This is a genomic window from Aeromicrobium sp. NPDC092404 (genome assembly GCF_040684095.1).
Classification (GTDB): Bacteria; Actinomycetota; Actinomycetes; order Propionibacteriales; family Nocardioidaceae; genus Aeromicrobium.
The window spans coordinates 1,015,577-1,038,657 of the sequence record NZ_JBFBFI010000002.1; the positions used below are offsets into that span (position 1 = coordinate 1,015,577).

Below are 23,081 nucleotides of genomic sequence, written 5' to 3' on the forward strand. Positions count from 1 at the left end.
GCTCGCCGCGGGTGAGTGGCTTCGCGGTCCACCTGGCGGACGAGCCGGTCAGCCCTGACGTCGCGCAGCGGATGGCCCTGGCCATCGCCCCTCGCGGCCGCGACCGCGAGGCGATGCAGGTGGCCGGTCCCTGCACGCTGCTCCACGCTGCGTCGTGGACGACTCCGGAGGCCGAGCGGGAGGAGCAGCCTCTGCGGCACCTCCTGCGCCACGTCTGGCTGACGGTCGACGGTCGGATCGACAACCGTGCGGAGCTCGCCGAGCTGCTCACCGGTCGGGTCGAGCACCCCCTCGACACCGATGCCGACCTGGTCGCGGCCGCGTACGAGCACTGGGGTGCAGATTTCGTCGTGCGCCTGGTCGGTGACTTCGCCATGGCGATCTGGGACGCGGAGCGCGAGGAGCTGCTGCTGGCTCGGGACGCGGTCGGCGTACGACCGCTGTACTGGGCCGCTTCCGGAACCGGCCTCGTGGCCGCGTCGACGTTGCCGGCGGTGCTGGCCGCGGTGGGCGGGACCACGGTCGACGAGGACTACCTGACGGGCTTCCTCGCCGATGAGCCACCGGTCGACCGCACGATCTGGGCCGGCGTACACCGGCTGCCGGCCGGGCACCTTCTGCGCCTCGGGCCGTCCGGGATCGTCGTGGAGCGATGGTGGAACCCGTCTACCGAGCCGCTCCCGATCTCGCTGGACGAGTCGGTCGTACGCCTGCGGGAGGCTTTCGACGAGGCGGTGCGCTGCCGCCTGCGGGCCCGGGGTGGCGTGGCGGTCGAGCTCAGCGGCGGGCTGGACTCGTCGACGATCGCGGCGACCGCGGCGGGACTCGGCTCCGCGGTGTCGCTGGTGACGACGACGTTCCCGGACGCCGAGGCCGACGAGCTCGACCATGCAGCAGCCGTCGCCGGGCGCGTGGGTCTCGACGTCGAGGTCGTCGACGTCGAGGACATCCCGGCGTACGACCCCCGCGCCGACATCGCCGCCCAGCGGCAGCCGCTCTACTCGATCGACGCCGCCGACACCGCCGCACGGCACGACGCGGCGCGTGCGCTGGGTTGCTCCGTGGTGCTGAGCGGGGTGGGTGGCGACGAGGCGTTGTACGGATCGGATCTCGTGGCGGCCGACCTCGTCGGCGCCGGGCGACTCCTCGCCGGCGGTCGATGGTGGCGGCGGGAGGGCCTGTCCATGCCCAGCACCCTGTCGAGGGTCGTGCGGGCGGCGGTCCGCCACCGCGTCGACGTCCGTACGCGTCACCGTCCCGCCGGGATGCTCGCCCGCCTGGACGGTGCGCGCCGCGCCCGGTCTCGACGCCGGGGGCTCGCCTGGCTGAAGGCGCCGCTGCCGACGGCGGCCGACCGACCGGCTGCCGGTTCCCGGGCCAAGGAGCAGCAGCTCGCCTACTACCTGTCGGCTCCCCACAACCAGGCCGCGTACGAGCAGACCGACCGGTTGGCGGCCGAGCGTCATGTCGAGGTCCGCTACCCGTTCCTGGACCGCCGCGTGGTGGACCTGGTCCTGCGCCTCCCAGAGGAGCACGTCCGCGCGGACGGCGACCACCGTGGCCTGCACCGGCTGGCCTTTGCCGGCCGACTGCCGGACTCGGTGGTCGGCCGGTTCGACAAGGCCGAACTGTCCGCTCCGTTCGTGCGCAAGGTCTCCACGGCCCTCGACCGGGCCGCGGCAGTCGCGGCGCTCCAGGCTCTGGACGGCCGCGTCGACCAAGCGGCCTTCCTGCGCACGTACGACCTGGGGGAGCGGGCGGTGGAGCCCGAGTCCGATGATCCGCACGTCTTCCACCTCTGGCTCGCCCTGAGCGCTGGTCTCACGCTGGACGAAGTGGGACGGATGTACGGGTAACCTGCGCGCGCGAGATTCGTTATGCAGGTCAACGCTCCCTCGACGAATCGAAGACTCCCATGGATTCCAAGAAGAACCTGCCCTATGTCCGCCCCGAGCTCCGCTGCTACGGCGCGATCACCAAGGTCGTGCAGGGACGCTCCGGCCTCGGTCTGGACGGGGCCTCAGGCCGCGCCAGGCGCTGACACCCGAACTTTTCTGACCCGCCATGCGCCCGCGCGTCGGCGCCCCCTCGACGTACGACGCGTACGGGCTGTGCATCGCTTCCGCGATCCCTCTGCCGCTCCCGTCGCGACGGGGCACCCAGGTCGATCTCGAGATTCGCCGAGGCTCGGTCGACTGTGACGGCGTGCGGTTCGCCGACCTCGACGCAGGCGGTGACGACATCTGGCTCGAGAAGGGCTGGGGCGATGCCCGGGTGGTCCTGCGGTTCGCCGAGCTGACGGCCCAGCTGTCGACTGAGACCTCCGTCATCGTGGTGGACGCCTCCGGGACCGACGACCTCGATCACGTGGCGCACCTCGTGATCGACCACGTCGTCCCGCAATGGCTCGCGATGCGGGGGGACCTCGTGCTCCACGCCGGTGCGGTCCAGGCTCCGAGCGGCCGCGTCGTGGCGTTCGTGGGCGAGAGCGGCCGCGGCAAGTCCACGACCACCACGGCCCTCAGCCAGATCGGGTGGGGCTTCGTTGCCGACGACGCCTGCCGGCTGGTGCGGACCGCCGCAGGTCACGACGTCGTCCCGAGCTATCCGGGCGTACGCCTGCTGGCCGAGAGCCGGGCGGCGCTCGTGCCGGACCTGCCGTCGCGCCCGATGGCGGACGGGGCGGCGAAGCATCGCGTGACCCCGAACCTCCAGGCGGCCGCCGACCGGCCGGTGCCGTTGTCCCTCGTGGTCGAGCTCGGTGCCGACTCCGCGCTGCAGACGCACCGCATGTCGTTGTCGGACGCCACGGCGTGCCTGGCCCGGCACTCGTTCTACCTCGCGGCCGCCGAGGAGTCGCTCGCGGCGCAGACGTTCCTGCTCGCCAGCGCCCTGGCGCTCGACGTGCCGTGCCTGCGCGTCGACTTCCCCCGCCGGTGGGACGTGTTCCCGGACCTCGCGGCGCACCTCGAGGCGGCGCTGACGTGAGCGGCACCGAAGAGACCTCGCACCGGTCGGTGCTCGGCAACACGCTCGACGCGGCCCGGCTGATCCGGCGCACGGCACCGCGGGAGTACGTCGTCCTGCTCGTCTGCACGGTCGTCTCGGGAATCGGGTTCGTCCTGCTGCTCGTCGCGGGCCGTGACCTCATCCACGACCTGACGGCCGGCGACCGGGGCCGGGAGATCGGCCCGCTCGTGCCTGGGCTGGTGGGCATCGCGGTCGGCACGGTGCTCACCACGCTCGCGGCCGCGGTCCAGTCCGAGGTCCGGTGGCTCATGGCCCACCTCGTGGAGCGGCAGTCCGTGGCCGCGGTCGTGAAGGCGGCGTCGACCGTGCCGCTGGCCGAGCTGGAGTCCCCGGACTTCCAGGACCACCTGAAACGCACGTTGCGCCAGGCGGCACAGCGCCCGTGGGAGCTGACCCAAGCCGTCTCGCAGATGGCGGGGGCCGTCACGGGTGGCGCGGTGGTCGCCGTGGTACTCGCGACAGTGGAGCCGTGGCTCGTCCCGGCCGCGCTGCTCGTCGGGCTCCCGGTCCTGCTCGCGGCGGGGCGCAACAGTAGCGCCATGTTCGCCGCCGTCACGGCGATCACGCCGGTGAACCGGGAGCGCGAGTACCTCCAGGACCTGCTCACGGGTCGCGACCAGGCCAAGGAGATCCGGGCCTTCGAGTCCGGCGAGCACCTCCGCGCCCGCTTCGAGCAGCGGTACGACGACGAGATCGAGGGGCTGCGCGTCGTCTCCCGGCTGCGGTCCCGCCGACTGTTCATCGCGGGCATCGGGACGACGATCATCACGATCGCGACGTTGGCGCTGCTCGTCTGGCTCGGCGTCGACGGGCAGATTTCCCTGGCCGACGCTGCGATCGGCGCGGTCGCCGTCCAGCAGCTGACGACGCGCGTGCGGGGGATCGGCGGCTCGATCAGCGCCGTCCAGGAGTCCTCGCTATTTCTCAACGACCATGCGGCGTTCGTCGCCCGTGCCGCGCGGGTCCGGGCGACGGAGACTGCGGACGCCGGCCCGGGCTCCGACGAGGGAGCGGCCGTCGCGCTGCACGACGTTTCGTTCTCCTACCCGGGCTCCGCCGTGCCGGCCCTGCGGGGGGTCAGCCTGACCCTGGAGGCGGGTCGCGTGACGGCACTCGTGGGTGCGAACGGCTCGGGCAAGACGACGATCGCCAAGCTCGTGTGCCGGCTGTACGAGCCCGACGCGGGCACCATCACGTGGGGTGAGGCGGTGACGAGCTCGCACGGCCGGCCGCGGGTGGGCGTCATCTTCCAGGACTTCCTGCGCTACCAGCTGTCCGCGCACGACAACGTCGCCCTCGGTGACGTCTCCCGGAACGACGACCGCGCCGGCGTCGTCGCGAGCGCCCGCGCAGCCCGGGCCGACCACTTCCTCTCCCGCCTGGCACGCGGCTTCGACACCTGGCTCAGCCCGTCGTTCGAGGGCGGGACCGACCTGTCGGTCGGTCAGTGGCAACGGGTCGCGATGGCGCGGGCGCTCTTCCGCGATGCGCCGGTCATCGTCCTGGACGAGCCGACCGCGGCGCTCGACCCGGTCGCCGAGAGGGAGATGATCGACAGCACGCGCGAGGTCTTCGCCGACCGTGCCGTGCTCGTCATCTCGCACCGCTTCGCCAACGTGGTCGACGCCGACAACATCGTGGTGCTCGCCGAGGGCGAGATCGTCGAGCGGGGCACGCACGACCAGCTCATGGCACGGGGCGGCACCTATGCGGATCTCTACACGATGCAGGCTGCGACCTTCGGCAGCGGGAAGCCGTGACGCGTCGCCGCATGCGGAGCCGGCCGTCGTGGTGGCTCGCGCTCCTCGAGGCGGCAGTCGTGATGCCGTGGGTGGCGCTCGCCCTGCGGCTCCGCGGGTATGCAGGCACGGTTCGATGGGCCGCCGGCTCGTCGCCCGGCCGGCCAGCGCCGCACGCCGGCGCCCCGCCGCCGGTTCCCGTGCTGGTCGTGACCTCGGCCGTGACCGTGGTGGCCGGCCGGCGGCCTCGGGGAACGTGCCTGCCGCGGGCCGTGACGATCCTCTGGATGACCCGGCGCCGGGGCCATCACGTGGAGCTCTTCATGGGAGTGTCGGAACCGATCGGGGGCACCCTGCCGGCGCACGCCTGGGTCGAGTACGGAGGACAGCCGTTGAACGACACGGCCGACGTACGCGAGCGCTACCAGGTCCTGCCGCTGCCTCCGACCGGCCACTGAGGCACCCCCGGTCCTCCGGGCCCCCGAACGTACGCTTGGGGCATGGCAGGAATTCTGGCGCTGCTCGCCGCCCTCGTGCTGACGGTCTCGGTGGCATGGGCATATCGCGTGCGCAACGGGCGTTTCGGGTCGACGTCCTCGACGCAGGCCCAGCCGGACGTCCTCGGCGTCAGCGACATCGGGACCCAGCTCGGCGAGCGCGCCACCCTCGTGCAGTTCTCGAGCGCGTTCTGCAGCCCGTGTCGCGCCACGCGGGTGCTGCTCGCCGACATCGCGAGCAAGGTCGACGGCGTCGTCGCGGTCGACATCGACGCCGAGGACAACCTCGACCTCGTACGCCGGTTCGGCATCATGCGCACGCCCACGGTGCTCGTCCTCGACGCCGGTGGAGCCGTCACAACCCGCGCCTCCGGCCTTCCGCGGCGCGAGCAGGTGCTCGCGGCACTCGGTCGCGCGGTCGAAGCGTCGTAATATTGGCCTGCGATTGCAGTGCCGCCGCCAACATGTGGGACAAGCGTCCACATGTCGAGACCACGGAGTGAATAACTCGACGGGTGTCCCTACTCTGGAGCACATGCTTGAGACGACACACCTGACGAGGCGGCGCGCAGTCGACAACTGCCGCACCCGCTCCTCGCTGTGTCGTATGCGCTGACACCTCTCGTCCGTCAGTTCCCGCACGCCCGCTCATCCCGGGCCGTGCCCCAGCGCAGGAGCACCATGTCCCAACCCACGCAGGTGGACCCCCGCGGTCTGCGCGTCTCGGCCGGCATCACCGCCGTCGTGCTCGCGCTGGTGCTGGTGACCCCTGAACCGGTCAGCATCGTGCTGCTGGCGATCCAGGTCGCGGTCTTCGCCGTCTCGGCCTTGGTCAGCCTGCGGCTCTCGCCCTACGCGCTGTTCTTCGCCACGGTCGTGCGCCCCCGGATCGGCGCTCCTGCCGAGCTCGAGGACGCCCGCCCGCCGCGGTTCGCCCAGGTCGTCGGCCTCGGGTTCACCGCCGTCGCCCTCGTCGCGTTCCTCGCAGGAGCTGCGACGGTCGGTTACGTCGCCACGGTGCTCGCACTCGTGGCAGCCCTGCTCAACGCGTCCGTCGGCCTGTGCCTCGGGTGCGAGCTCTACCTGGCGGTGCGCCGGCTCACGCCGGCACGCGCCTGACAACTTCATCCGCCCCACACCGAACAAGCACTGTCTCATCAACCAACGCCCATCCCGGGCACACAACGGAGGTACAGCATGAGCCGCGAATCCGCGCTCGTCACCGCAGACTGGGTCGAGGAACACCTCGACGACCCGTCGGTCGTGCTCGTCGAGGTCGACGAGGACGCCGAGGCGTACGACAAGGGCCACATCCCCGGTGCCGTCAAGCTCGACTGGAAGAAGGACCTCCAGGACGGCGTCCGCCACGACTTCGTCAGCAAGGAGAAGCTCGAGGCGCTCCTGTCGGCCAAGGGCATCGGCAACGACGACACCGTCGTGTTCTACGGCGGCAACAACAACTGGTTCGCGGCCTACGCCTACTGGTACCTCTCCTACTACGGGCACGAGAACCTCCGTCTGCTCGACGGCGGTCGCAAGAAGTGGGAGCTCGACTCCCGCGAGCTGACCGCCGAGGTGCCGAGCCGCGAGGCGACCACCTACACCGCCAAGGACGCCGACGGCTCGATCCGTGCGTTCCGCGACGAGGTCATCGAGGCCATCGGCACCAAGAACCTCATCGACGTGCGCAGCCCCGACGAGTACGCGGGCCGGCTCCTGGCCCCCGCACACCTGCCCCAGGAGGCCGCGCAGATCGGTGGCCACATCCCGACCGCCGGCAACGTGCCGTGGAGCAAGGCCGCGAACGACGACGGCACGTTCCGCAGCGACGACGAGCTCAAGGAGCTCTACGCCGACGCAGGGCTCGACGAGGGCCGGGACACGATCGCGTACTGCCGCATCGGTGAGCGCAGCTCGCACACGTGGTTCGTCCTCAAGGAGATCCTCGGCTACCCCAACGTCAAGAACTACGACGGATCGTGGAGCGAGTACGGCTCGCTGCGCAGCGTGCCGGTCGCCCTCGGCGACGAGCCGGGTGCCGCCTGATGTGCGGCGCGATCAAGGGCGGCCCCTCGCTCGACGGCGTCGACGTCGAGAACCAGGCCGTGATCCAAGGCATCGTCACGCGTGACGGCCAGCCGGTCGGCAACGCGTACGTCCGACTGCTCGACCGCACGGGCGAGTTCACCGCCGAGGTGCCCACCTCGGCGACGGGGCAGTTCCGGTTCTTCGCCGGACCCGGCGAGTGGACGCTTCGCACCCTCGCCCCGAAGTCGATCTCGGTCGACAGCTCGGTGACGGCCGCCAAGGGCGTCGTGGCCGAGGTCGCCGTCGCGGTCTGACCGACCGCGGATGACCGGATGGGGTGCGCCCGACGCTGCCGGTCGCACCCCTCCGATCGTCTCGTCACGCTCGTTCGGATGAGACGTCGTCTCGAATTGAGTACGCAGTAGGCGCGAGGTGCGATAGAGTTCCGCGTAACGAACTGCGTTGAGCAGTCGTTGAGTCATACGCATCTGTGTCACCACCAGCAACACGCATCACTTGTCATCATCACGTTCGTCTCATCGAACACCCATGGGAGTGCTTCATGTTCAAACTTCGGCTTGTAGCCGCAGCAGCCATCGCGTGCGCGGTGACCCTGTTGTCCTCGGGCGCGCAGGCTTACCCCGACTGCGGAATCTCGCTCACTCTCAACGACTCGACGCTGGTCGGTGGCAAGAGCTTCTCGTTCACCGCTGATGCCGGCGAGGTTGACTGCGACTGGACCGTGACCTATCGGGGCAAGACCAAGACCGGCTCTGGCACCTCGATCTCGGGCTCGTACTCGACGCCCGTGGTGAGCAAGAAGACGACGACTAAGATCACCGCTGCTTGTGAGCACGAGATCTCCGATGCATCCGCGTCGTCCGCGTCGGCGTCCACCGTGACTCCCGCGTTCTACTCCGCTGAGCGCAGCGCGGTCCTGCCGGCGGCCACGACCGTCTGCCCCGTGTCGGCGAATGTGACGCTGCTCCCCGAGGGTGTCGCGCCTGATGACGCCGAGGACGACGGCGCGCTGCCCGACACCGGCGGCTCTAACATCTGGCTCCTCGTCCTCGGTGGTGCGCTCGTCGTCGTCGGTGGCAGCGTCACCTACGTCGCCCGTCGCCGTCACTCGGCTCGCTGAGACTCAAGAACCCCGTCACGTCATGCACGTCCCAGACCTCGGGGCGTGCATGACGTGTGACTGGCGGTGTTTGCGGTGAGCACGACACAACGCAGGCGCGGCCACAAGCCGTGGTACCGCCAGATCACCCGCGACCGCGTCCTGATGGCGTTGCTCGCCGTCGCGGTGCTGATGCTCCTGCTGTTCGCCTACCAGGCCTTCAAGGCCAACTCCTCGCTCCGCCTGGCGGCGAGCCAGGCCGAGCTGCTGCAGAATCAGATCGTCGCGGGGGACGACACCGCTGCCAAGGCGACGCTCGCGAGCCTGCAGGACTCGACCTTCCGCGCCCGCAGCACGACCGACGGTCCGCTGTGGGACATCGGCTCGCACGTGCCCTTCTTCGGTCGCAACGTCGAGGCGGTGCAGACGGTCTCTCGCGTGATGGACGAGGTCTCGACCGACGCGCTGCCACCGGTCGTGGCGCTCTCCAAGCAGATCAACCTCAACACCTACAGCCCGCACGATGGCAAGGTGGATCTCGCCGCCATCAACGAGATCGCCCCGGCGGTCGACTCGGTCTCCGCGGCTCTCGCGTCCGCGCAGGAGGAGCTCGAGGACGTCGATCCCGACTCGCTCCTGGTGCCCCTGCGCGGCCCCGTCAGCACGATCAAGTTCAAGCTCGACAGCGCCAAGGCCGCGGCCGACTCGGGTAACCTCGCGGCGAAGCTGCTGCCGGACATGCTCGGCCAGAAGGAGACCCGCCGCTACCTGCTCCTGGTGCAGAACAACGCGGAGATCCGGTCGACCGGAGGCATCTCGGGATCGTTCGCGATCCTCAAGGCCAAGGACGGCAAGCTGTCGATGGGCTTCCAGGGCTCGATCCAGGACCTGAGGCCCGTTGACAAGCCTGTGCTGCCGCTAACCAAGAACGAGCAGGCGGTGTTCTCGAACGACCTGGGCACCAACCTGCTCGACGCCAACTTCACCCCCGACTTCCCGCGCACGGGTCAGCTCGCGCAGGCGATGGTCGAGCAGGGCCTTGGCACTAAGGTCGACGGCGTCATCTCGGTCGACCCGGTCGCGCTGAGCTACGTCCTGGTCGGCACGGGCCCGATCCGCATCCCCAACGGTCCGGCGGTCGATCAGAACAACGCTGTGGACCTGCTGCTCAACAAGACATACGTGCTGCTCAAGGATCGCGATCAGCAGGACTCGGTCTTCGAGGTCGCGGCCCGGGCCATCTTCGACGTCGTCAAGGAGGGCCGCGGCGACTCCCGCGTGGTGATCGACGGGCTGGTCAAGTCTGCGAGCGAGAACCGCCTGATGGTGTGGTCGTCACACAAGTCCGAGCAGGCGCTGATCCGCCCCTCAGGGGTGTCCGGCGAGCTGAGCGGCAACGACGGCCGAGTGCCGCACGTGGGGCTATACCTCGGCGACGCGGCGTCGACCAAGATGGAGTACTACCTCGACTACAACACCACGGTGTCGGTGGGCCGGTGCCTGCGCGACGACGTCCAGGAGATCAACACCACCACGGAGCTCACCTCCAACGCGCCGGCCAACGCTGCCGAGCTCCCCAAGGCCGTCACCGGCAACGGGAGCTTCACGCCGCGCGGCACGATGCGCCTGATCCTGCGCTTCTACTCGCCCTACGCCGGCGGGTTCACCGACGTGCGCGTCAACGGCAAGCAGCAGACCGTCTACGCCGACACGCACCGCGGTCGTAACGTCACCAAGGTGCTCCTGACGGTCAAGCCGCAGCAGAGCTACACCATCAGCACATCGATGATCTCGGGCAAGGGCCAGGGCGGTGACCCGGTGTTCTCCACGACGCCCGGTGTGCGCAGCATGCAGAACGACGTGTCGATCAAGTCCGCCTGCTCCTGAGCGTACGCCGGGTCAGCCGACCTCATCCGCCGGCTTGAGCACGTCGTCGGGGTACTTCTTGAGGTACGCCCGCAGGTTGTCCTTGCGGAACGCGGTGTACATCTCCTGCGACTTCGCCTCGTCGAGGCGGACGATGCTGCCGTAGACCGGGACGGTCTCGGTGCCGGCTACGGGGGCGGTCAGGAAGATGACGTCCTCCGTCTGCACGCCACGCAGCGACAGCGCGAGCCCGCGCATGTCGCCGGCGGTCCAGGCCTGGTCGACCGTGAGGTTCTTGGTCAGGGCGCTGACGGTGTTGATGAGCTTGACCGGGTTGCGCATCGTGCCCTTGGCCAGGATCTTGCCCATCAGGGCGCGCAGGAAGTTCTGCTGGCGCGCGATGCGGTCGAAGTCGCCTCGCAGCAGGCCGTAGCGGGTGCGGACGTAGGCCAGGGCCTTCTTGCCCTCGATGTTCTGCTTGCCGGCTTCCCACTGGATCTTCTGCTTGGGGTCGTAGAACGCCCGGGGGATCGTGACCGGCACGCCGCCGACTGCGGTCGACAGGTCCTTGAAGCCCTCCCAGTCGATGATCGCCATGTGCTTCATGCGCAGGTCGGTGAGGTGCTCGACGGTCGAGATCGTGCCGCTGGGACCGTACGAGGAGAACGCGGCGTTGATCTTGTCTTGGCCCTGGGGCTCGCCCTCCTCGTTGTAGATCGTGGTGAGAGTGTCGCGCGGGATCGACATCAAGAAGGCGTACTTACGGTTGGCCGTGATGTGCACGATCATCAGCGTGTCCGAGCGGTACTTGCCCGACGGCCACTTCGCGGCCTTGGCGTCCTCGGCGATCGAGGTGTCCTGCACCTCGCCATCGAGCCTCTTGCCCTTGTCGGAGCCGATCAGGAGGATGTTGAGCGCCTTGCCCTTGTCGGGGTCGGGACGGTCCTCCTCCTTGAGCTTCTTGTCGGTGTCGACCTTGTCGATGTTGCCCAGCTTGTTGTTGAGCATGTAGGCGTACGCACCCGTGATGCCGACGCCGACGCTGAACACGACCGCGAGGGTCACGAGGGTCAGGAACGCCTTGCGGTGGCGCCGGCGGAACTTGTCACCGTCCGCGCGCCGTTTGCCGGCCTCGCGATAGTTGCCGAACCTGCCTGCCATCGTGCTCCGTCCTCAGGGAATCCCGTCCATTCTGCCGGGTCGCGCCAAGGGCTCCAAGTCCGCGCAGGCTCAGAGCTCGAGGACGAGCGTCGTGGGTCCGTCGTTCGTGAGCGAGATCTCCATGTCGGCGCCGAACACGCCTTGAGCGACCGTCGCGCCGAGGGTGCGCAGGGTGCTGCAGAAGTGGTCGTACAACGGCTCGGCCACAGCTCCCGGAGCGGCCGCCGTCCAGGTGGGCCGACGGCCCTTGCGGGCGTCACCGTACAACGTGAACTGGCTGACGACGAGGATGCCGGCGCAGAGGTCCTCGGCCGACTTCTCCTCGCGCATAATCCGCAGGGTCCAGATCTTGGCCGCGAGCCGGTCGGCGACGTCCGGTGTGTCGTCGTGCGTCACGCCCAGCAGCACCATCAGGCCGGTGCCGATCTCGCCGACGGTCGCGCCCGCCACGTCCACCCGTGCCTGCGTGACCCGTTGCACGACTGCTCTCATGCAGGTCAGCGTAGAGGTCGCCCGTAGACTGGAATCATGCCGTTCGAGATCCCGTCCGACCTCCACCCCGACCTCATGCCGGTCGTGTGGCTGCTGGGCACCTGGCACGGTGACGGGCGCGGCGACTACCCGACGATCGACGCGTTCACGTTCGAGCAGGATGTCGTCTTCGCCCACGACACCCGGCCGTTCCTGCACTACTTCAGCCGCACCTGGATCACCGACGAGAAGGGCGAGCGCGTGCGCCCAGGAGCACTCGAGACCGGCTTCGTGCGGCCGACCGGTGACGGGCAGCTTGAGCTGGTGCTCGCGCACCCGACCGGCTACGCCGAGGTCTGGTACGGCGAGGTCGACGGCCCGCGGATCACCCTGGCGACCGATCTCGTCGCGCGCACCTCGACCGCCAAGGAGTACACCGCCGGCCAGCGGATGTACGGGCTCGTCGAGGGCGACCTCATGTATGCGTACGACATGGCGGCCGAGGGCCAGGAGATGCAGTCGCACCTGTGGGGAAGGCTCGCCCGTGTCTAGCCCGCTGCTGGCCCTCCAGGGCGCCGTGTCCGGCGACGCGCCCGACCAGGGCGTCGCCGCCCACTACGGAGCGATCGCCGCGGAGCAGCGAAGGCTGGCCGAGGGGCGGACGTTCGTCGACCTCTCGCACCGCGACGTCGTCACGATCTCGGGCCCCGACCGACTGACCTGGCTGCACTCGCTGACGACGCAGTTCCTCGAGAACCTCGCGCCAGGTGTGCCGACCGAGGTGCTGCTGCTGTCGCCACAGGGCCGCATCGAGCACGGCTTCTCGGGGATCGACGACGGGGAGACCTTCTGGGCCCACACCGAGCCGGGTGCCGGTGCGGCGCTGGTGCAGTTCCTCGACCGCATGCGGTTCATGCTGCGGGTCGAGATCGCCCTCGTCACCGACGACTGGGCCGTCATCGGCCTGCCCGGCCAGCGCTGGGAGATCCGCCCGCGCGGCTCGTTGGCGGACCTGCCCGCCGAGCTCGGTGACCCCGTCGGCCTCTGGGCCTGGGAGGCCGAGCGCATCGAGGCCGGGCTCGTGCGGGTCGGTCTCGACACCGACGACAAGACGATCCCCAACGAGGTCGGGCTGCTCGGCGTCGCCGTGCACCTCGACAAGGGCTGCTACCGCGGGCAGGAGACGGTTGCCCGGGTGCACACCCTCGGCAGGCCGCCCCGCAGGCTCGTGCGCCTGCTGCTCGACGGCTCGGTCGACCACCTGCCGGCGCACGGCTCGGACGTCACGCTCGACGGCGTGCGCGTGGGGTTCGTCGGCTCGGCGGCCCGGCACCACGAGCTCGGACCGATCGCGCTGGCCGTGGTCAAGCGCACCGTCGACGCCGGCGCGACGCTGCTCGCCGACGGCGTGGCGGCCAATCAGGAGCTGCTCGTCGATCCCGAGGCTGGGCTCCACGTGCGGCCGGTCCTGCGCTGATGTCGGACCAGCGCTTCGCGATCCTCGCCGTGTGCACGGCCAACATCTGCCGGTCGCCGATCATGGAGGCGCTGTTGCGCGCCCAGCTCGACAACGACACGTTCGAGGTCGCCAGCGCCGGCACCCAGGGCTGGGACCGCCAGCCGATGGACGGCATGGCGGCGATGGAGCTCATGCGCCTCGGTCACTCCAACACGCACTTCCGGTCCCACGCCGTCGACACCTATCTCGTCGACTCGGCCGACCTGATCCTCACCGCCACCCGGTCGCACCGGTCCGCCGTCCTGGAGATCACGCCGGCCGCCCTGCGAAGAACGTTCACGCTCCTGGAGTTCGCTGCGCTGTGCGGCATCGTGGACGGTGAGGACCCTCGTTCGCTGGTCGCCGACGCGTCCCGTCAGCGGAGCAAGGCACCTGCCGAGATCGACATCGGCGATCCCTATCGCCGCAGCCCCGAGGTGCACCGACGTGCCGCGGACCAGATCGCCACCGCCGTCGGGACCATCAGCGAGCGCCTCAACGCCCTCGTCGCGGTGGGCTAGCCGCGTCGGCGCTTGCGCCCCGTCGTCGCCTTCTCGAAGTACTCCGGCCCGTAGCCATAGCCGTACCCGTATCCATAGCGGGACAGCTCCTTGACCGGCGACATGCTGAGCACCGTGCCGAGCAACCGGGCGCCCACCGAGCTCAGCCGTGCGGTCGCGGTCCGCACCTCCTCGAGGCCCGTCTCGCCGTGCCGCACGACTAGGATCGCGCCGTCAGAGATGGACGCGAGAAGGGACGCGTCGGTGACCGGGAGCAGCGGCGGCGCGTCGATCAGGACGATGTCGTAGCGGTGCCGGAGCTCGGACACGAGGGAACGCATGGCGTTGGTCTGGAGGATCTCCGACGGGTTGGGCGGCAGCGATCCACTTGCCAGGACGTCGAGGCCGGGGGTGGCGGCCTGCTGGAGCGCCGCGTCGAGCGAGACGCGACCCACCAGGACCGTGGTCAGCCCGACGGACTTCTCGATGCCGAGGTACTCGCTGACTCTGGGCCGCCGCAGGTCGCCCTCGACGAGCGCGACCTGCGATCCTGCCTGCGCCAAAGCGATCGCGAGGTTGCACGCGGTCGTCGACTTGCCCTCGCCGGCCAGCGAGCTGGTGATCGTGATGACCTTGTTGTCGCGGTCGATGTCGAGGAACTGCAGGTTGGTGCGCAGGATGCGCACGGCCTCGAACCTCGGGTGGTGGGTGCCGAGCGAGGTGATGAGCGGGGTCTGCACCGCGGCCCGGTCGTACGCGATCGCGCCGAGCACCGGAGCGCCGGATGCCTCCTCGAGCTCCGCAGGGCTGTGGATGCTCCGATCGGCGGCATTGCGGGCGGCCGCGACCAGCAGGCCGGCCAGGAGGCCGAGGAGGCCACCGGCGACGAGCCACGGCGTCCGGGCGGGGCTCGACGGGTCAGTCGGCGCCACGGCCTCCGTGACGACCGCCGAGGAGAGGTCGGTGTCCTGGGCGCCCAGCCAGGCCACGAACGCCTCGGCGGCCGACTGGCTCAGCTCCGCGGCCTGCTCGCGGTTCGAGCTGTCCGCCGAGACCCGCAGCACGGACGTGCCGTCGAGGACGCGTGCCGACAGCTGCTGGTCGACCGACCTGGTGCTGCCCGGCAGCCCGAGGTCCTCGATGACGCGGGTGGCGACACTGCGTCCGCCCAGCACGTGCGCGTACGACTCGAGGGTGCGTTCGGAGACCGCGTCGGTGCTCTTGGCCGCGGGCGGCGAGACCAGCACGTCGGCGTGCGCCGAGTAGCGGGGGGTGGCGAGATTGAGGTAGAGCACCGCGAGCCCGATCCCGAGCAGCGTCATCAGGATCAGGGTCGGCCATCGTCTGACGAGGGGCTTGACGACGGGGCGTTGGCTCACCGAGCACTCCTTGGGGGATCCGGAAGGGTCACGGGCAGATTACGACACCCGGTCGCCACCTCGTGGCTCATCGATGACGGAAACCTGTCTCGAACGTAACCCGTGCCGCCCCTGATCGTTTCTACTGTGACAGGCGCCGCCCCTGGCGCCCCGACTGCCGGAACCGAGTAACCATGGACTACACGCCGATCAGTGCGCGCCGCGTGTTGCTGGCGTTCGCGTTCACCGCGTTCGTCGCACTAGCGCCGGCGCTCTTCTTCTTCCTGCAATCCGGGGCGAGCGCCCCCCTCGACCGTGTGACCAACGCGGATGGCGGCTACCGTGAACTCGTGCTCGGAACGGGGAGCGCCGTCCTGACGGCCTCCTTGATCGGAGTACTCATGTTGACGGTCGCACTCGGCCGACGCATGGTTCGGCGTCCGACCCGGGCGTGAGTCTCGGGGTCGATCCCGTCGCCGAACAGGCACTCGGCGCGACGGGAGCGGAAGTGGAGTCATCGGGCGACCGCGGCCGCGCCGACTGGGAGCGGCAGTACGGCCGCATTCTGGTGGTCTCCGACCTCGTGTTCCTGACCTGGACGTTCATCACCGCACACGTCGTGTGGGCCGAGAACCTGCAGCAGCCCGACATCGATCCGTACACCTGGTTCCCCATCACGTTCTCGATCCTGATGCTGGTGCTCTGGTACGTCGTGCTCACGGTGGCCGGCACCCGCGACCTCCGCGTCTACGGGGCGGGCCCTGAGGAGTACAAACGGGTCTTCAACTCGACGCTCGTGGTCTTCGCGATCATCGCGTTCATCGGCTACATCCTGCGGTTCCAGATCCCCGGGACCTACGTCGTGGTGCTCCTGCCGTTCGGCCTGCTGCTCTTGTCGCTGAGTCGCTGGTCCTGGCGGCAGTGGCTGCTGGTCCGCCGCCAGCACGGGCACATGACCCACGACGCGATCGTGGTGGGCAGCATCGACGCCGTCGCCCACCTCGCGGTCGTCATCAACCGCAGCGCCGCCTTCGGCTACCGGCTGTCGGGCGCCTGCATCACCAGCGCCGATCCGCCGGCGCACGTCGCCGGCGTCCCGGTGCTCGGCGGGGTCGACGACCTCACGACCAAGGTCATCAACGCCGGCACCAACGCGGTCATCATCACGTCGTCCGACGCGATGCACCCCGAGATGGTGCGCCGCCTGGGGTGGGACCTCGAGGGCTACGACATCGAGATCATCGTGGCGCCGTCGCTGGCCAACATCGCCGGCCCGCGGGTCCACATCCGCCCGGTGGCCGGGCTGCCGCTGCTGCACGTCGAGCAGCCGTCCTACCGAGGCGCCCAGCGCTGGGCCAAGGACCTGCTGGACCGCGTGGGTGGCCTGACCCTGCTCCTGCTCTTCTCGCCGATCCTCGTGGCGCTCGCGATCGCGATCAAGCTAACCAGCTCCGGCCGGGTCTTCTTCGTGCAGGAGCGGGTCGGACGTGACGGCAAGACGTTCGGCATGATCAAGTTCCGCAGCATGGTCGAGGGTGCCGACACGATGCTCGCAGACCTGCAGCCCGACACCAGCAACGTCGTGATGTTCAAGATGCGCAACGACCCCCGGGTCACCAAGGTGGGACGCTTCCTGCGGCGCTACTCGCTCGACGAGCTGCCCCAGCTGCTCAACGTCGTCAAGGGCGACATGAGCCTCGTGGGACCACGACCGCCGCTGGTGTCCGAGGTGTCCGGCTATGCGGCCGAGGCCCGCCGACGCCTGCTCGTACGCCCGGGCATGACCGGCCCGTGGCAGATCTCCGGACGCTCCGACCTCGACTGGGAGGAGACGATGCGGCTCGACCTCTACTACGTCGAGAACTGGTCGCTCGTCGGCGACATGCTGATCCTCTGGAAGACGTTCCGGGCCGTGGTGTCGTCGGCCGGCGCCTACTGAGTCGCATCACACGCCTGCTGGGTTTCACCGAAGGCGCTGTCGACCGATACCGTTGGCGGTGGGCGCGTACGTTCTCAGACGACCTTGGCATGCATGTGGCTGCCGGCGGGTTGCACGGGACTTGACCGATCTGGTCCCGCGCCGTCGACCCAGGAGCTTCCATGACCACCGAAACACCTGTCGAGCTGCCGACCTTCGCGGACCTCGGCCTCGTCGACACCCTTGTCGACCGCCTGGCGGCGCTCGGCTACGAGACCCCCACCCCGATCCAGGCGCGGGCCATCCCGACCCTGCTCGAGGGCAAGGACGTCGTCGGCCTCGCCCAGACCGGCACCGGCAAGACCGCAGCGTTCGCGTTGCCGATCCTGCAGAAGATCGACCCGGCCAACCGCAAGACGCAGGCCATCGTGCTGGCGCCCACCCGCGAGCTCGCGCTGCAGGTGTGCGAGGCCATCACGGCGTACGCCGTCAACATCCCGGGCGTACGCGTCCTGCCGGTCTACGGCGGCCAGGGCTACGGCTTCCAGCTCTCGGGCCTGCAGAAGGGTGCGCACATCGTCGTGGGCACGCCGGGACGGGTCATCGACCACCTCGAGCGCGGCAGCCTCGACCTGACCTCGCTGGAGTACCTCGTGCTCGACGAGGCCGACGAGATGCTCAACATGGGGTTCGCCGAGGACGTCGAGCGGATCCTCGCCGACACCCCGGAGTACAAGCAGGTGGCGCTCTTCTCGGCGACGATGCCGCGGCAGATCCGCAGCCTCGCCAAGAAGTACCTCCACGACCCGGTCGACATCGCCACCCCCAAGGCCACGACCTCGACCGCGACGGTCCGGCAGCGGTGGATCCAGGTCTCCCACCATCACAAGCTCGACGCCCTCACGCGGCTGCTCGAGGTCGAGACCGGCGACGGCATGCTGGTGTTCGTCCGCACCAAGTCCGCGACCGAGGAGCTGGCCGACAAGCTGCGCAGCCGGGGGTACGCCGCCGCGGCGCTCAACGGTGACCTCGTGCAGGCGCAGCGCGAGCGCACCGTGGCCCAGCTCAAGTCCGGCGCGATCGACCTGATCGTCGCGACCGACGTCGCAGCCCGTGGCCTCGACGTCGACCGCATCACGCACGTCGTCAACTACGACATCCCGCACGACACCGAGGCGTACGTCCACCGCATCGGCCGTACGGGCCGCGCCGGCCGCACGGGCGAGGCGATCCTGTTCGTGACGCCGCGCGAGCGCCGGATGCTCTCGGCGATCGAGAAGGTGTCGGGTCGCCCGGTCGAGGAGATGTCCGTCCCGACGGCCGAGGAGGTCAACGAGCGGCGCGCCGGACGTTTCGCGCAGGCCATCACGTCGAGCATGGGCTCGCCGCAGTTCCACGCCTTCCGGGCGCTCGTCGAGGAGTACGCCAGCGAGAACGACGTCTCGATGACCGATGTCGCGGCAGCGCTCGCGGTCATGAGCCAGTCGGACAAGGAGTTCTTCCTGCGGCCCGACCCGCCCAAGTCCGTTCGCGCGCCGCGTGAGGGCAGCTTCCAGGGCCAGGACGGCGAGCCGCGGCGCAAGCCCGCGGGCTACGACCGGAGCGACCGGCTGCCCGCCGAGGGCTCAGCGGTCTATCGGGTCGCCGTCGGCAAGCGCCATAAGATCGGGCCGTCGGCGATCGTCGGGGCCCTGGCCAACGAGGGCAGCCTCAAGCGCTCGGACTTCGGCAAGATCACGCTCGGCACCGACCACTCGCTGGTCGAGCTGCCCGCCGACCTGCCCGACGCGGTCTTCGAGGCGCTGGCCAACACGCGCATCTCCGGCAAGCTCATCGAGCTGCAGCTCGACGACGGCCCGCCGATCCGGCGCACGCGCGAGGACCGCAAGGGCTACAGCAAGCGCGGCGACGGCAAGACGCCGTACGAGAAGCGGCCCTACCCGTCGAAGTCACCCAAGAAGCCGTACGACAAAAAGGCCGGCGAGAAGAAGCCATACAAGAAGGACGCGCAGGGCCCGTCGACCGGACCCGCCACACGCAAGCCGCGGCACAAGTGATGCACCGGCTCGACAACGCCTCGAGGGCGTACGACTGGGGTTCGCTGACCGACATCCCGCAGTTCGTCGGCAGCGAGCCGGGCGACGTCCCGCTCGCGGAGATCTGGATGGGCACGCACCCGCTGGGGTCGTCGACCGTCGAGGGCCCTGACGGCGCGGTGCCGCTCGGCGAGGTCGCCGGCGACCTGCCGTTCATGTTCAAGATCCTCGCCGCAGACCGGCCGCTGTCGCTCCAGGTCCACCCCAACGAGGCGATGGCACGCGCCGGCTTCGACGCCGAGGAGGCCGCGGGCGTCCCGCTCGACGCACCGCATCGCACTTACAAGGATCCGCAGCACAAACCGGAGATGGCCTACGCGCTGACGACGTTCGACACGCTCGTCGGGTTCCGGCCGACCGCGGAGATCCTGCGGGTGCTCAACGGCATCGACACCCCGCTCGCGCAGAGCCTCGCCGAGGACCTGCACGCTGCACCTGGCTTCCGCGGCATCGTCCGCCTCGTCGAGCGGCTGCTGACCGAGGAGATCTCCGCGGCCGAGATCGAGCAGGTCGTGGTGTGCTGCCGCGACCTCGTCGACCAGGGCATCGACGTCAAGCGGGCGTACGTCACCGCGGTGGAGATCGCCGATCACTTCCCCGACGACGTGGGCGTCGTGATCTCCCTGACGCTCAACCGCCTGACGCTGCAGCCGGGCGAGGCGGCGTTCCTGGGCACCGGCATCATCCACGCGCACCTGCGCGGCATGTGCCTGGAGGTCATGGCCGCCTCGGACAACGTGCTGCGCGCCGGGCTCACGACCAAGGCGCTCGATCCCGAGGGCCTGGTGAAGTGTCTCGACCGCGGCATGTCGCGCCTGGCGCGGGTGACCCCCGAGCCGTTCGGCTTCTCGACCGACGTCTTCAGCCCGGACGTGCGCGAGTTCGCCCTCGCCGTGAGCCAGTGCTCACGCGCCGAGCCCGCAGGCACGCTCCTGCCGAAGGCCGGTCAGCGCATCGTGGTGTGCACGGGCGGCGAGGTCGAGCTGGTCAACGCCGCCGGAGACCGGCTCAAGCTCGGTCGCGGCGACTCGGTCTATGCCGGTCCCGACGACGGCGACCTGCGGGTCGTCGGCACCGGCGAGGTCGCGCAGGCGTACACGCCGACACCTGACACGGTGGCCGGCGAGCTGATCGACCTGGTCCCGCCGTTCAGCGAGCGGGAGCTCAGACGACGTCGGCGCGGCCCCGGTCCTTCAGCACGCTGACGACCTCCTTGACCTGCTGGGCGTGGTCGCGCGACGTCACGAGCAGGGCGTCGGACGTCCGGACGACCACGACGTCGCGCAGACCCACCACCGCGATCGTCGTGCCGTCGTCGGCGATCGCCAGGCCGTCGGCGTCGACCCACACGGTGTCGGAGGACGAGATGCCGCCCACGTCCTGCAGCGCGGCGTAGTCGCCAACGTCGTTCCAGTCGAACGCGCCGGGGACGACGGCCATGCCGCCCTCGAGCGAGACCGGCTCGGCGATCGCGTGGTCGATCGCGATCTTGGTCAGGGTCGGCCAGACGTCGTCGAGCACCTGCTGGCGCTCGTCGGAGGCCCACGCCGCGGCGATCGTCGCGAGGCCGGTGTGGAGGCCCGGCTGGAGCCGCGCGAGGTGGCCGAGCAGGACGTCGGTGCGGGTGACGAACATGCCGCCGTTCCAGCTGTGCACGCCACTGGCGACGTACGTCGCGGCGGTGGGCGCGTCGGGCTTCTCGACGAACGCGACCACGGCGCGTGCTGAACCGGCGCCGTCGACGTCGAGATGCTGACCGGACTCGATGTAGCCGAACGCCGTCGACGGACCGGCCGGCGTGATGCCGACAGTCGTGATGAGGCCGCTCGCGGCGGTCGTGACGGCCTGGCCGATCGCCTCGGCGAACGAGACCTGGTCGTCGATGACGTGGTCGGCCGCGAACGAGCCGATGATGGCGTCGGGGTCCGTCGCGCCGATGACCGCCGCAGCGAGCCCGATCGCCGGCATCGAGTCGCGGGGCGAGGGCTCCACGAGCAAATTGGTCAGCTCGGGCAGCTGGGCGCGGATCGCGTCGGCATGGGCGCTGCCGGTCACGACGTGGATGCGGTCGGGCGGGATCAGGTCGACGAGCCGGTCCCAGGTCTGCTGGATCAGTGATCGTCCCGAGCCGTCGAGGTCGAGCAGGAACTTGGGCCGCGACGCACGGGACAGCGGCCACAGCCGGGTCCCTGCGCCGCCGGCAGGGATCACGGCGTGAAAATGGGCGAGGGTCACCTCGGACTGTTCAGGCACCACGTCATCCTAGGGCGCGCTACGGCTTGGGTGCGTCGAGCCCGCTGACGGTCGTCGTGGCGGTCGGCTCGCCGAGCTTTTTGGGCTCCGCGTCGAGGGCCACGACTGCGCTGATCGCGTTGTGGTCCGAGACCGCGGGCCGGGCGTACGCGCCGCTGGCCGACAGGCGCACGAGCTGCTTCCACGCCAGCACCGTGAACTGCTTGGAGACGAAGATGTGGTCGACGTGTGCTCCGGACCTCAGCGTGCCGCCGTCGGGATAGCTGGAGTTGTACTGGGCGTTGACGGGTTCCTTGACGAGGTCGATGCTGTCGGTCATCCCGGCGCCCCGCATCTGCACCCCGGGGGAGTCGGCGCCGCGGTGCTTGCCGGAGTTGAAGTCGCCGACGTAGACCATCGGCAGCCCGGTGTCGTTGATCTGGGCCATGCGCGACAGCGTCACGTTCATCTCGCGGGACCGGGCCGAGTCGTTGCCCTTGCCGTTGTCGAGGTGGATGTCGACGAAGTAGAAGATGCGGCCGGTCTGCCTGACCTTGAACTTCGCCCACACCGTGTGGCGGCCGTCGCCGATCGAGAAGAGGCCGCCGCTGAGCTGGGTGAACAGCTTGGGCCGGTAGAAGATGTAGCCGGCCTCGCCGCCGCCGCTGGCCCGGACGAATTTTTGCGAACCGCCGGACCAGATGGCGTTCGTCGTACGGCCGACGCGCTGCCCGCCGGCCTCCTGCAGCCCGAACATGTCGAGCTTGTTGGCGTTGAGGAATGCGGCACCGATCTGCGCACGGCCCGCGTAGCCAGAGCACTTCTCCGAGCACACGTTCCAGGTGCCGACCTTGAACGACGTCTTGCGGACCATCGTGCGGAACTTCACGGGCTTGCTGAACCGGCCCGCCTGGTCGCCGTTGACCGGGCGCACCCTGATCCAGTAGACGGTTGCCGCGGTGAGCCCACGGGTCACGAACGAGTGCGAGCCCGCGAGGGTGCGGACCGCACTCACCTGCTTGGTGAACGCCTTGTCACGCGCGATCGTCACGTCGAACTGCCGGGCGTTCGCCACCTTCTTCCACGTCGCCCGGACTCCGTCGGCGGTCGTCTGCTTGATGCGCAGGCCGCCGAGCGAGCCGGGCTTGAGGGTGAACCGGGCGGTGCGGGACGACCTGACCTTGCCGTCCCGGATCGCGTCGATGCGGTAGAACCGGTCGACGCCCGGGGTCGTCGGCCCGATGTCCGCCAAGGTGACCGAGGTGCCCTTGGCGGGGACCTTGGTGGTCTTGGCCTGGGTGAGCGCGCGGTCCGAGCCGACCTTCACGACGTACGAGTCGACGCCCTCGGAGCCGGCCCAGTCGAGCTTGACGCTGGTCGGCGACAACGGGGTGGCGGAGAGCTTGGTCGGCGCGTCGAGGGAGTCAGGTGTCGCGTACGTCACCGCGAGCCCGGTCGCCAGCCCACCGACCACGAGCACACCGACGACGCCGATCAGCAGGCGACGGCGATCACGTCTCCTGCGCCGACCGGCGACGCGCGCGGCGGGGCGGGACCGCCCGGGCGG

Annotated in this window: 23 protein-coding genes; 18 read left to right on the forward strand and 5 right to left on the reverse strand. The window is 69.8% G+C overall.

The window, feature by feature from the left end; genetic code table 11:
• The first annotated feature begins 11 nt into the window (after positions 1–11).
• From AB0N22_RS15580 to AB0N22_RS15630, 11 genes are all read left to right on the forward strand, one after another.
• Positions 12–1,856: an asparagine synthase-related protein gene (locus tag AB0N22_RS15580; RefSeq protein ID WP_364642108.1), complete on the forward strand. Its 1,845-nt coding sequence runs from the start codon at positions 12–14 to the stop codon at positions 1,854–1,856.
• 59 nt (positions 1,857–1,915) lie between these two features.
• Complete coding sequence (locus tag AB0N22_RS15585) at positions 1,916–2,041, forward strand: hypothetical protein (protein ID WP_364642111.1); 126 nt, start codon at positions 1,916–1,918, stop codon at positions 2,039–2,041.
• A 23-nt stretch (positions 2,042–2,064) separates the two neighbouring features.
• Positions 2,065–2,988: a hypothetical protein gene (locus AB0N22_RS15590; protein ID WP_364642114.1), complete on the forward strand. Its 924-nt coding sequence runs from the start codon at positions 2,065–2,067 to the stop codon at positions 2,986–2,988.
• Entirely contained in the window at positions 2,985–4,790 is a 1,806-nt protein-coding gene (locus AB0N22_RS15595; protein WP_364642117.1) for an ABC transporter ATP-binding protein, read from the forward strand. Before AB0N22_RS15590 ends, AB0N22_RS15595 begins: the two co-directional genes overlap by 4 nt.
• Positions 4,787–5,227, forward strand: coding sequence for a lasso peptide biosynthesis B2 protein (locus tag AB0N22_RS15600; RefSeq protein WP_364642120.1), 441 nt, complete (start codon positions 4,787–4,789; stop codon positions 5,225–5,227). The genes AB0N22_RS15595 and AB0N22_RS15600 overlap by 4 nt, the downstream gene beginning before the upstream one ends.
• A gap of 42 nt (positions 5,228–5,269) precedes the next feature.
• On the forward strand, positions 5,270–5,698 hold the full coding sequence (locus AB0N22_RS15605; RefSeq protein ID WP_364642123.1) for a thioredoxin family protein: 429 nt from the start codon (positions 5,270–5,272) through the stop codon (positions 5,696–5,698).
• A 249-nt stretch (positions 5,699–5,947) separates the two neighbouring features.
• Positions 5,948–6,385 carry a DUF4395 domain-containing protein gene (locus AB0N22_RS15610; protein WP_364642126.1) on the forward strand — a complete coding sequence of 146 codons (438 nt, stop codon included), beginning with the start codon at positions 5,948–5,950 and terminating at the stop codon, positions 6,383–6,385.
• A gap of 78 nt (positions 6,386–6,463) precedes the next feature.
• Positions 6,464–7,312, forward strand: a complete 849-nt coding sequence (locus tag AB0N22_RS15615) for a sulfurtransferase (RefSeq protein ID WP_364642129.1) — start codon at positions 6,464–6,466, stop codon at positions 7,310–7,312.
• The gene (locus tag AB0N22_RS15620; RefSeq protein ID WP_364642131.1) at positions 7,312–7,608 is read left to right on the forward strand and encodes a DUF1416 domain-containing protein; all 297 of its coding nucleotides are present in this window, start codon (positions 7,312–7,314) and stop codon (positions 7,606–7,608) included. The genes AB0N22_RS15615 and AB0N22_RS15620 overlap by 1 nt, the downstream gene beginning before the upstream one ends.
• Positions 7,609–7,856: 248 nt before the next feature.
• On the forward strand, positions 7,857–8,435 hold the full coding sequence (locus tag AB0N22_RS15625; RefSeq protein WP_364642134.1) for an LPXTG cell wall anchor domain-containing protein: 579 nt from the start codon (positions 7,857–7,859) through the stop codon (positions 8,433–8,435).
• A gap of 75 nt (positions 8,436–8,510) precedes the next feature.
• Positions 8,511–10,301 carry a DUF4012 domain-containing protein gene (locus tag AB0N22_RS15630; protein ID WP_364642137.1) on the forward strand — a complete coding sequence of 597 codons (1,791 nt, stop codon included), beginning with the start codon at positions 8,511–8,513 and terminating at the stop codon, positions 10,299–10,301.
• A gap of 12 nt (positions 10,302–10,313) precedes the next feature.
• Here AB0N22_RS15630 and AB0N22_RS15635 read toward each other — a convergent pair whose 3' ends face one another.
• Both AB0N22_RS15635 and dtd read right to left on the reverse strand, forming a co-directional pair.
• Positions 10,314–11,441, reverse strand: a complete 1,128-nt coding sequence (locus AB0N22_RS15635; protein WP_364642140.1) for an LCP family protein — start codon at positions 11,439–11,441, stop codon at positions 10,314–10,316.
• 69 nt (positions 11,442–11,510) lie between these two features.
• Positions 11,511–11,933 (reverse strand): D-aminoacyl-tRNA deacylase, encoded by a 423-nt coding sequence (gene dtd, locus AB0N22_RS15640; RefSeq protein WP_364642143.1) that lies wholly within the window; start codon positions 11,931–11,933, stop codon positions 11,511–11,513.
• A 36-nt stretch (positions 11,934–11,969) separates the two neighbouring features.
• Here dtd and AB0N22_RS15645 point away from each other — a divergent pair, with 36 nt between their 5' ends.
• From AB0N22_RS15645 to AB0N22_RS15655, 3 genes are read left to right on the forward strand one after another with little or no spacing between them, the layout of a single operon-like run.
• Positions 11,970–12,464, forward strand: coding sequence for an FABP family protein (locus AB0N22_RS15645; RefSeq protein ID WP_364642146.1), 495 nt, complete (start codon positions 11,970–11,972; stop codon positions 12,462–12,464).
• A complete protein-coding gene (locus tag AB0N22_RS15650) occupies positions 12,457–13,389 on the forward strand; it encodes a glycine cleavage T C-terminal barrel domain-containing protein (protein WP_364642149.1) in 933 nt (310 codons plus the stop codon). The genes AB0N22_RS15645 and AB0N22_RS15650 overlap by 8 nt, the downstream gene beginning before the upstream one ends.
• Positions 13,389–13,931, forward strand: coding sequence for a hypothetical protein (locus AB0N22_RS15655; RefSeq protein WP_364642151.1), 543 nt, complete (start codon positions 13,389–13,391; stop codon positions 13,929–13,931). The genes AB0N22_RS15650 and AB0N22_RS15655 overlap by 1 nt, the downstream gene beginning before the upstream one ends.
• On the opposite strand, the gene AB0N22_RS15660 is transcribed toward AB0N22_RS15655, so the two are convergent.
• Positions 13,928–15,289 (reverse strand): polysaccharide biosynthesis tyrosine autokinase, encoded by a 1,362-nt coding sequence (locus AB0N22_RS15660; protein ID WP_364642154.1) that lies wholly within the window; start codon positions 15,287–15,289, stop codon positions 13,928–13,930. The two genes, AB0N22_RS15655 and AB0N22_RS15660, sit on opposite strands and share 4 nt — an antisense overlap.
• 173 nt (positions 15,290–15,462) lie before the next feature.
• On the opposite strand from AB0N22_RS15660, the gene AB0N22_RS15665 reads away from it, so the two are divergent.
• From AB0N22_RS15665 to manA, 4 genes are all read left to right on the forward strand, one after another.
• Entirely contained in the window at positions 15,463–15,723 is a 261-nt protein-coding gene (locus AB0N22_RS15665; protein ID WP_364642156.1) for a hypothetical protein, read from the forward strand.
• Entirely contained in the window at positions 15,720–17,207 is a 1,488-nt protein-coding gene (locus AB0N22_RS15670; protein WP_364642159.1) for a sugar transferase, read from the forward strand. Before AB0N22_RS15665 ends, AB0N22_RS15670 begins: the two co-directional genes overlap by 4 nt.
• 161 nt (positions 17,208–17,368) lie before the next feature.
• A complete protein-coding gene (locus AB0N22_RS15675) occupies positions 17,369–19,243 on the forward strand; it encodes a DEAD/DEAH box helicase (protein WP_364642162.1) in 1,875 nt (624 codons plus the stop codon).
• Positions 19,243–20,487 carry a mannose-6-phosphate isomerase, class I gene (manA, locus tag AB0N22_RS15680; protein WP_364642165.1) on the forward strand — a complete coding sequence of 415 codons (1,245 nt, stop codon included), beginning with the start codon at positions 19,243–19,245 and terminating at the stop codon, positions 20,485–20,487. Before AB0N22_RS15675 ends, manA begins: the two co-directional genes overlap by 1 nt.
• On the opposite strand, the gene AB0N22_RS15685 is transcribed toward manA, so the two are convergent.
• Complete coding sequence (locus AB0N22_RS15685) at positions 20,447–21,535, reverse strand: mannose-1-phosphate guanylyltransferase (RefSeq protein ID WP_364642168.1); 1,089 nt, start codon at positions 21,533–21,535, stop codon at positions 20,447–20,449. The genes manA and AB0N22_RS15685 overlap by 41 nt on opposite strands.
• A 19-nt stretch (positions 21,536–21,554) precedes the next feature.
• On the reverse strand, positions 21,555–22,994 hold the full coding sequence (locus tag AB0N22_RS15690; protein ID WP_364642171.1) for an endonuclease/exonuclease/phosphatase family protein: 1,440 nt from the start codon (positions 22,992–22,994) through the stop codon (positions 21,555–21,557).
• Positions 22,995–23,081 lie beyond the last annotated feature (87 nt).

Coding starts and splice junctions, on each gene's coding strand:
- AB0N22_RS15585 (WP_364642111.1), top strand. CDS start 1,916: ATGGATTCCAAGAAGAACCTGCCCTATGTCCGCCCCGAGCTCCGCTGC.
- AB0N22_RS15590 (WP_364642114.1), top strand. CDS start 2,065: ATGCGCCCGCGCGTCGGCGCCCCCTCGACGTACGACGCGTACGGGCTG.
- AB0N22_RS15605 (WP_364642123.1), top strand. CDS start 5,270: ATGGCAGGAATTCTGGCGCTGCTCGCCGCCCTCGTGCTGACGGTCTCG.
- AB0N22_RS15610 (WP_364642126.1), top strand. CDS start 5,948: ATGTCCCAACCCACGCAGGTGGACCCCCGCGGTCTGCGCGTCTCGGCC.
- AB0N22_RS15615 (WP_364642129.1), top strand. CDS start 6,464: ATGAGCCGCGAATCCGCGCTCGTCACCGCAGACTGGGTCGAGGAACAC.
- AB0N22_RS15620 (WP_364642131.1), top strand. CDS start 7,312: ATGTGCGGCGCGATCAAGGGCGGCCCCTCGCTCGACGGCGTCGACGTC.
- AB0N22_RS15625 (WP_364642134.1), top strand. CDS start 7,857: ATGTTCAAACTTCGGCTTGTAGCCGCAGCAGCCATCGCGTGCGCGGTG.
- AB0N22_RS15635 (WP_364642140.1), bottom strand. CDS start 11,441: ATGGCAGGCAGGTTCGGCAACTATCGCGAGGCCGGCAAACGGCGCGCG.
- dtd (WP_364642143.1), bottom strand. CDS start 11,933: ATGAGAGCAGTCGTGCAACGGGTCACGCAGGCACGGGTGGACGTGGCG.
- AB0N22_RS15645 (WP_364642146.1), top strand. CDS start 11,970: ATGCCGTTCGAGATCCCGTCCGACCTCCACCCCGACCTCATGCCGGTC.
- AB0N22_RS15655 (WP_364642151.1), top strand. CDS start 13,389: ATGTCGGACCAGCGCTTCGCGATCCTCGCCGTGTGCACGGCCAACATC.
- AB0N22_RS15665 (WP_364642156.1), top strand. CDS start 15,463: ATGGACTACACGCCGATCAGTGCGCGCCGCGTGTTGCTGGCGTTCGCG.
- AB0N22_RS15675 (WP_364642162.1), top strand. CDS start 17,369: ATGACCACCGAAACACCTGTCGAGCTGCCGACCTTCGCGGACCTCGGC.
- manA (WP_364642165.1), top strand. CDS start 19,243: ATGCACCGGCTCGACAACGCCTCGAGGGCGTACGACTGGGGTTCGCTG.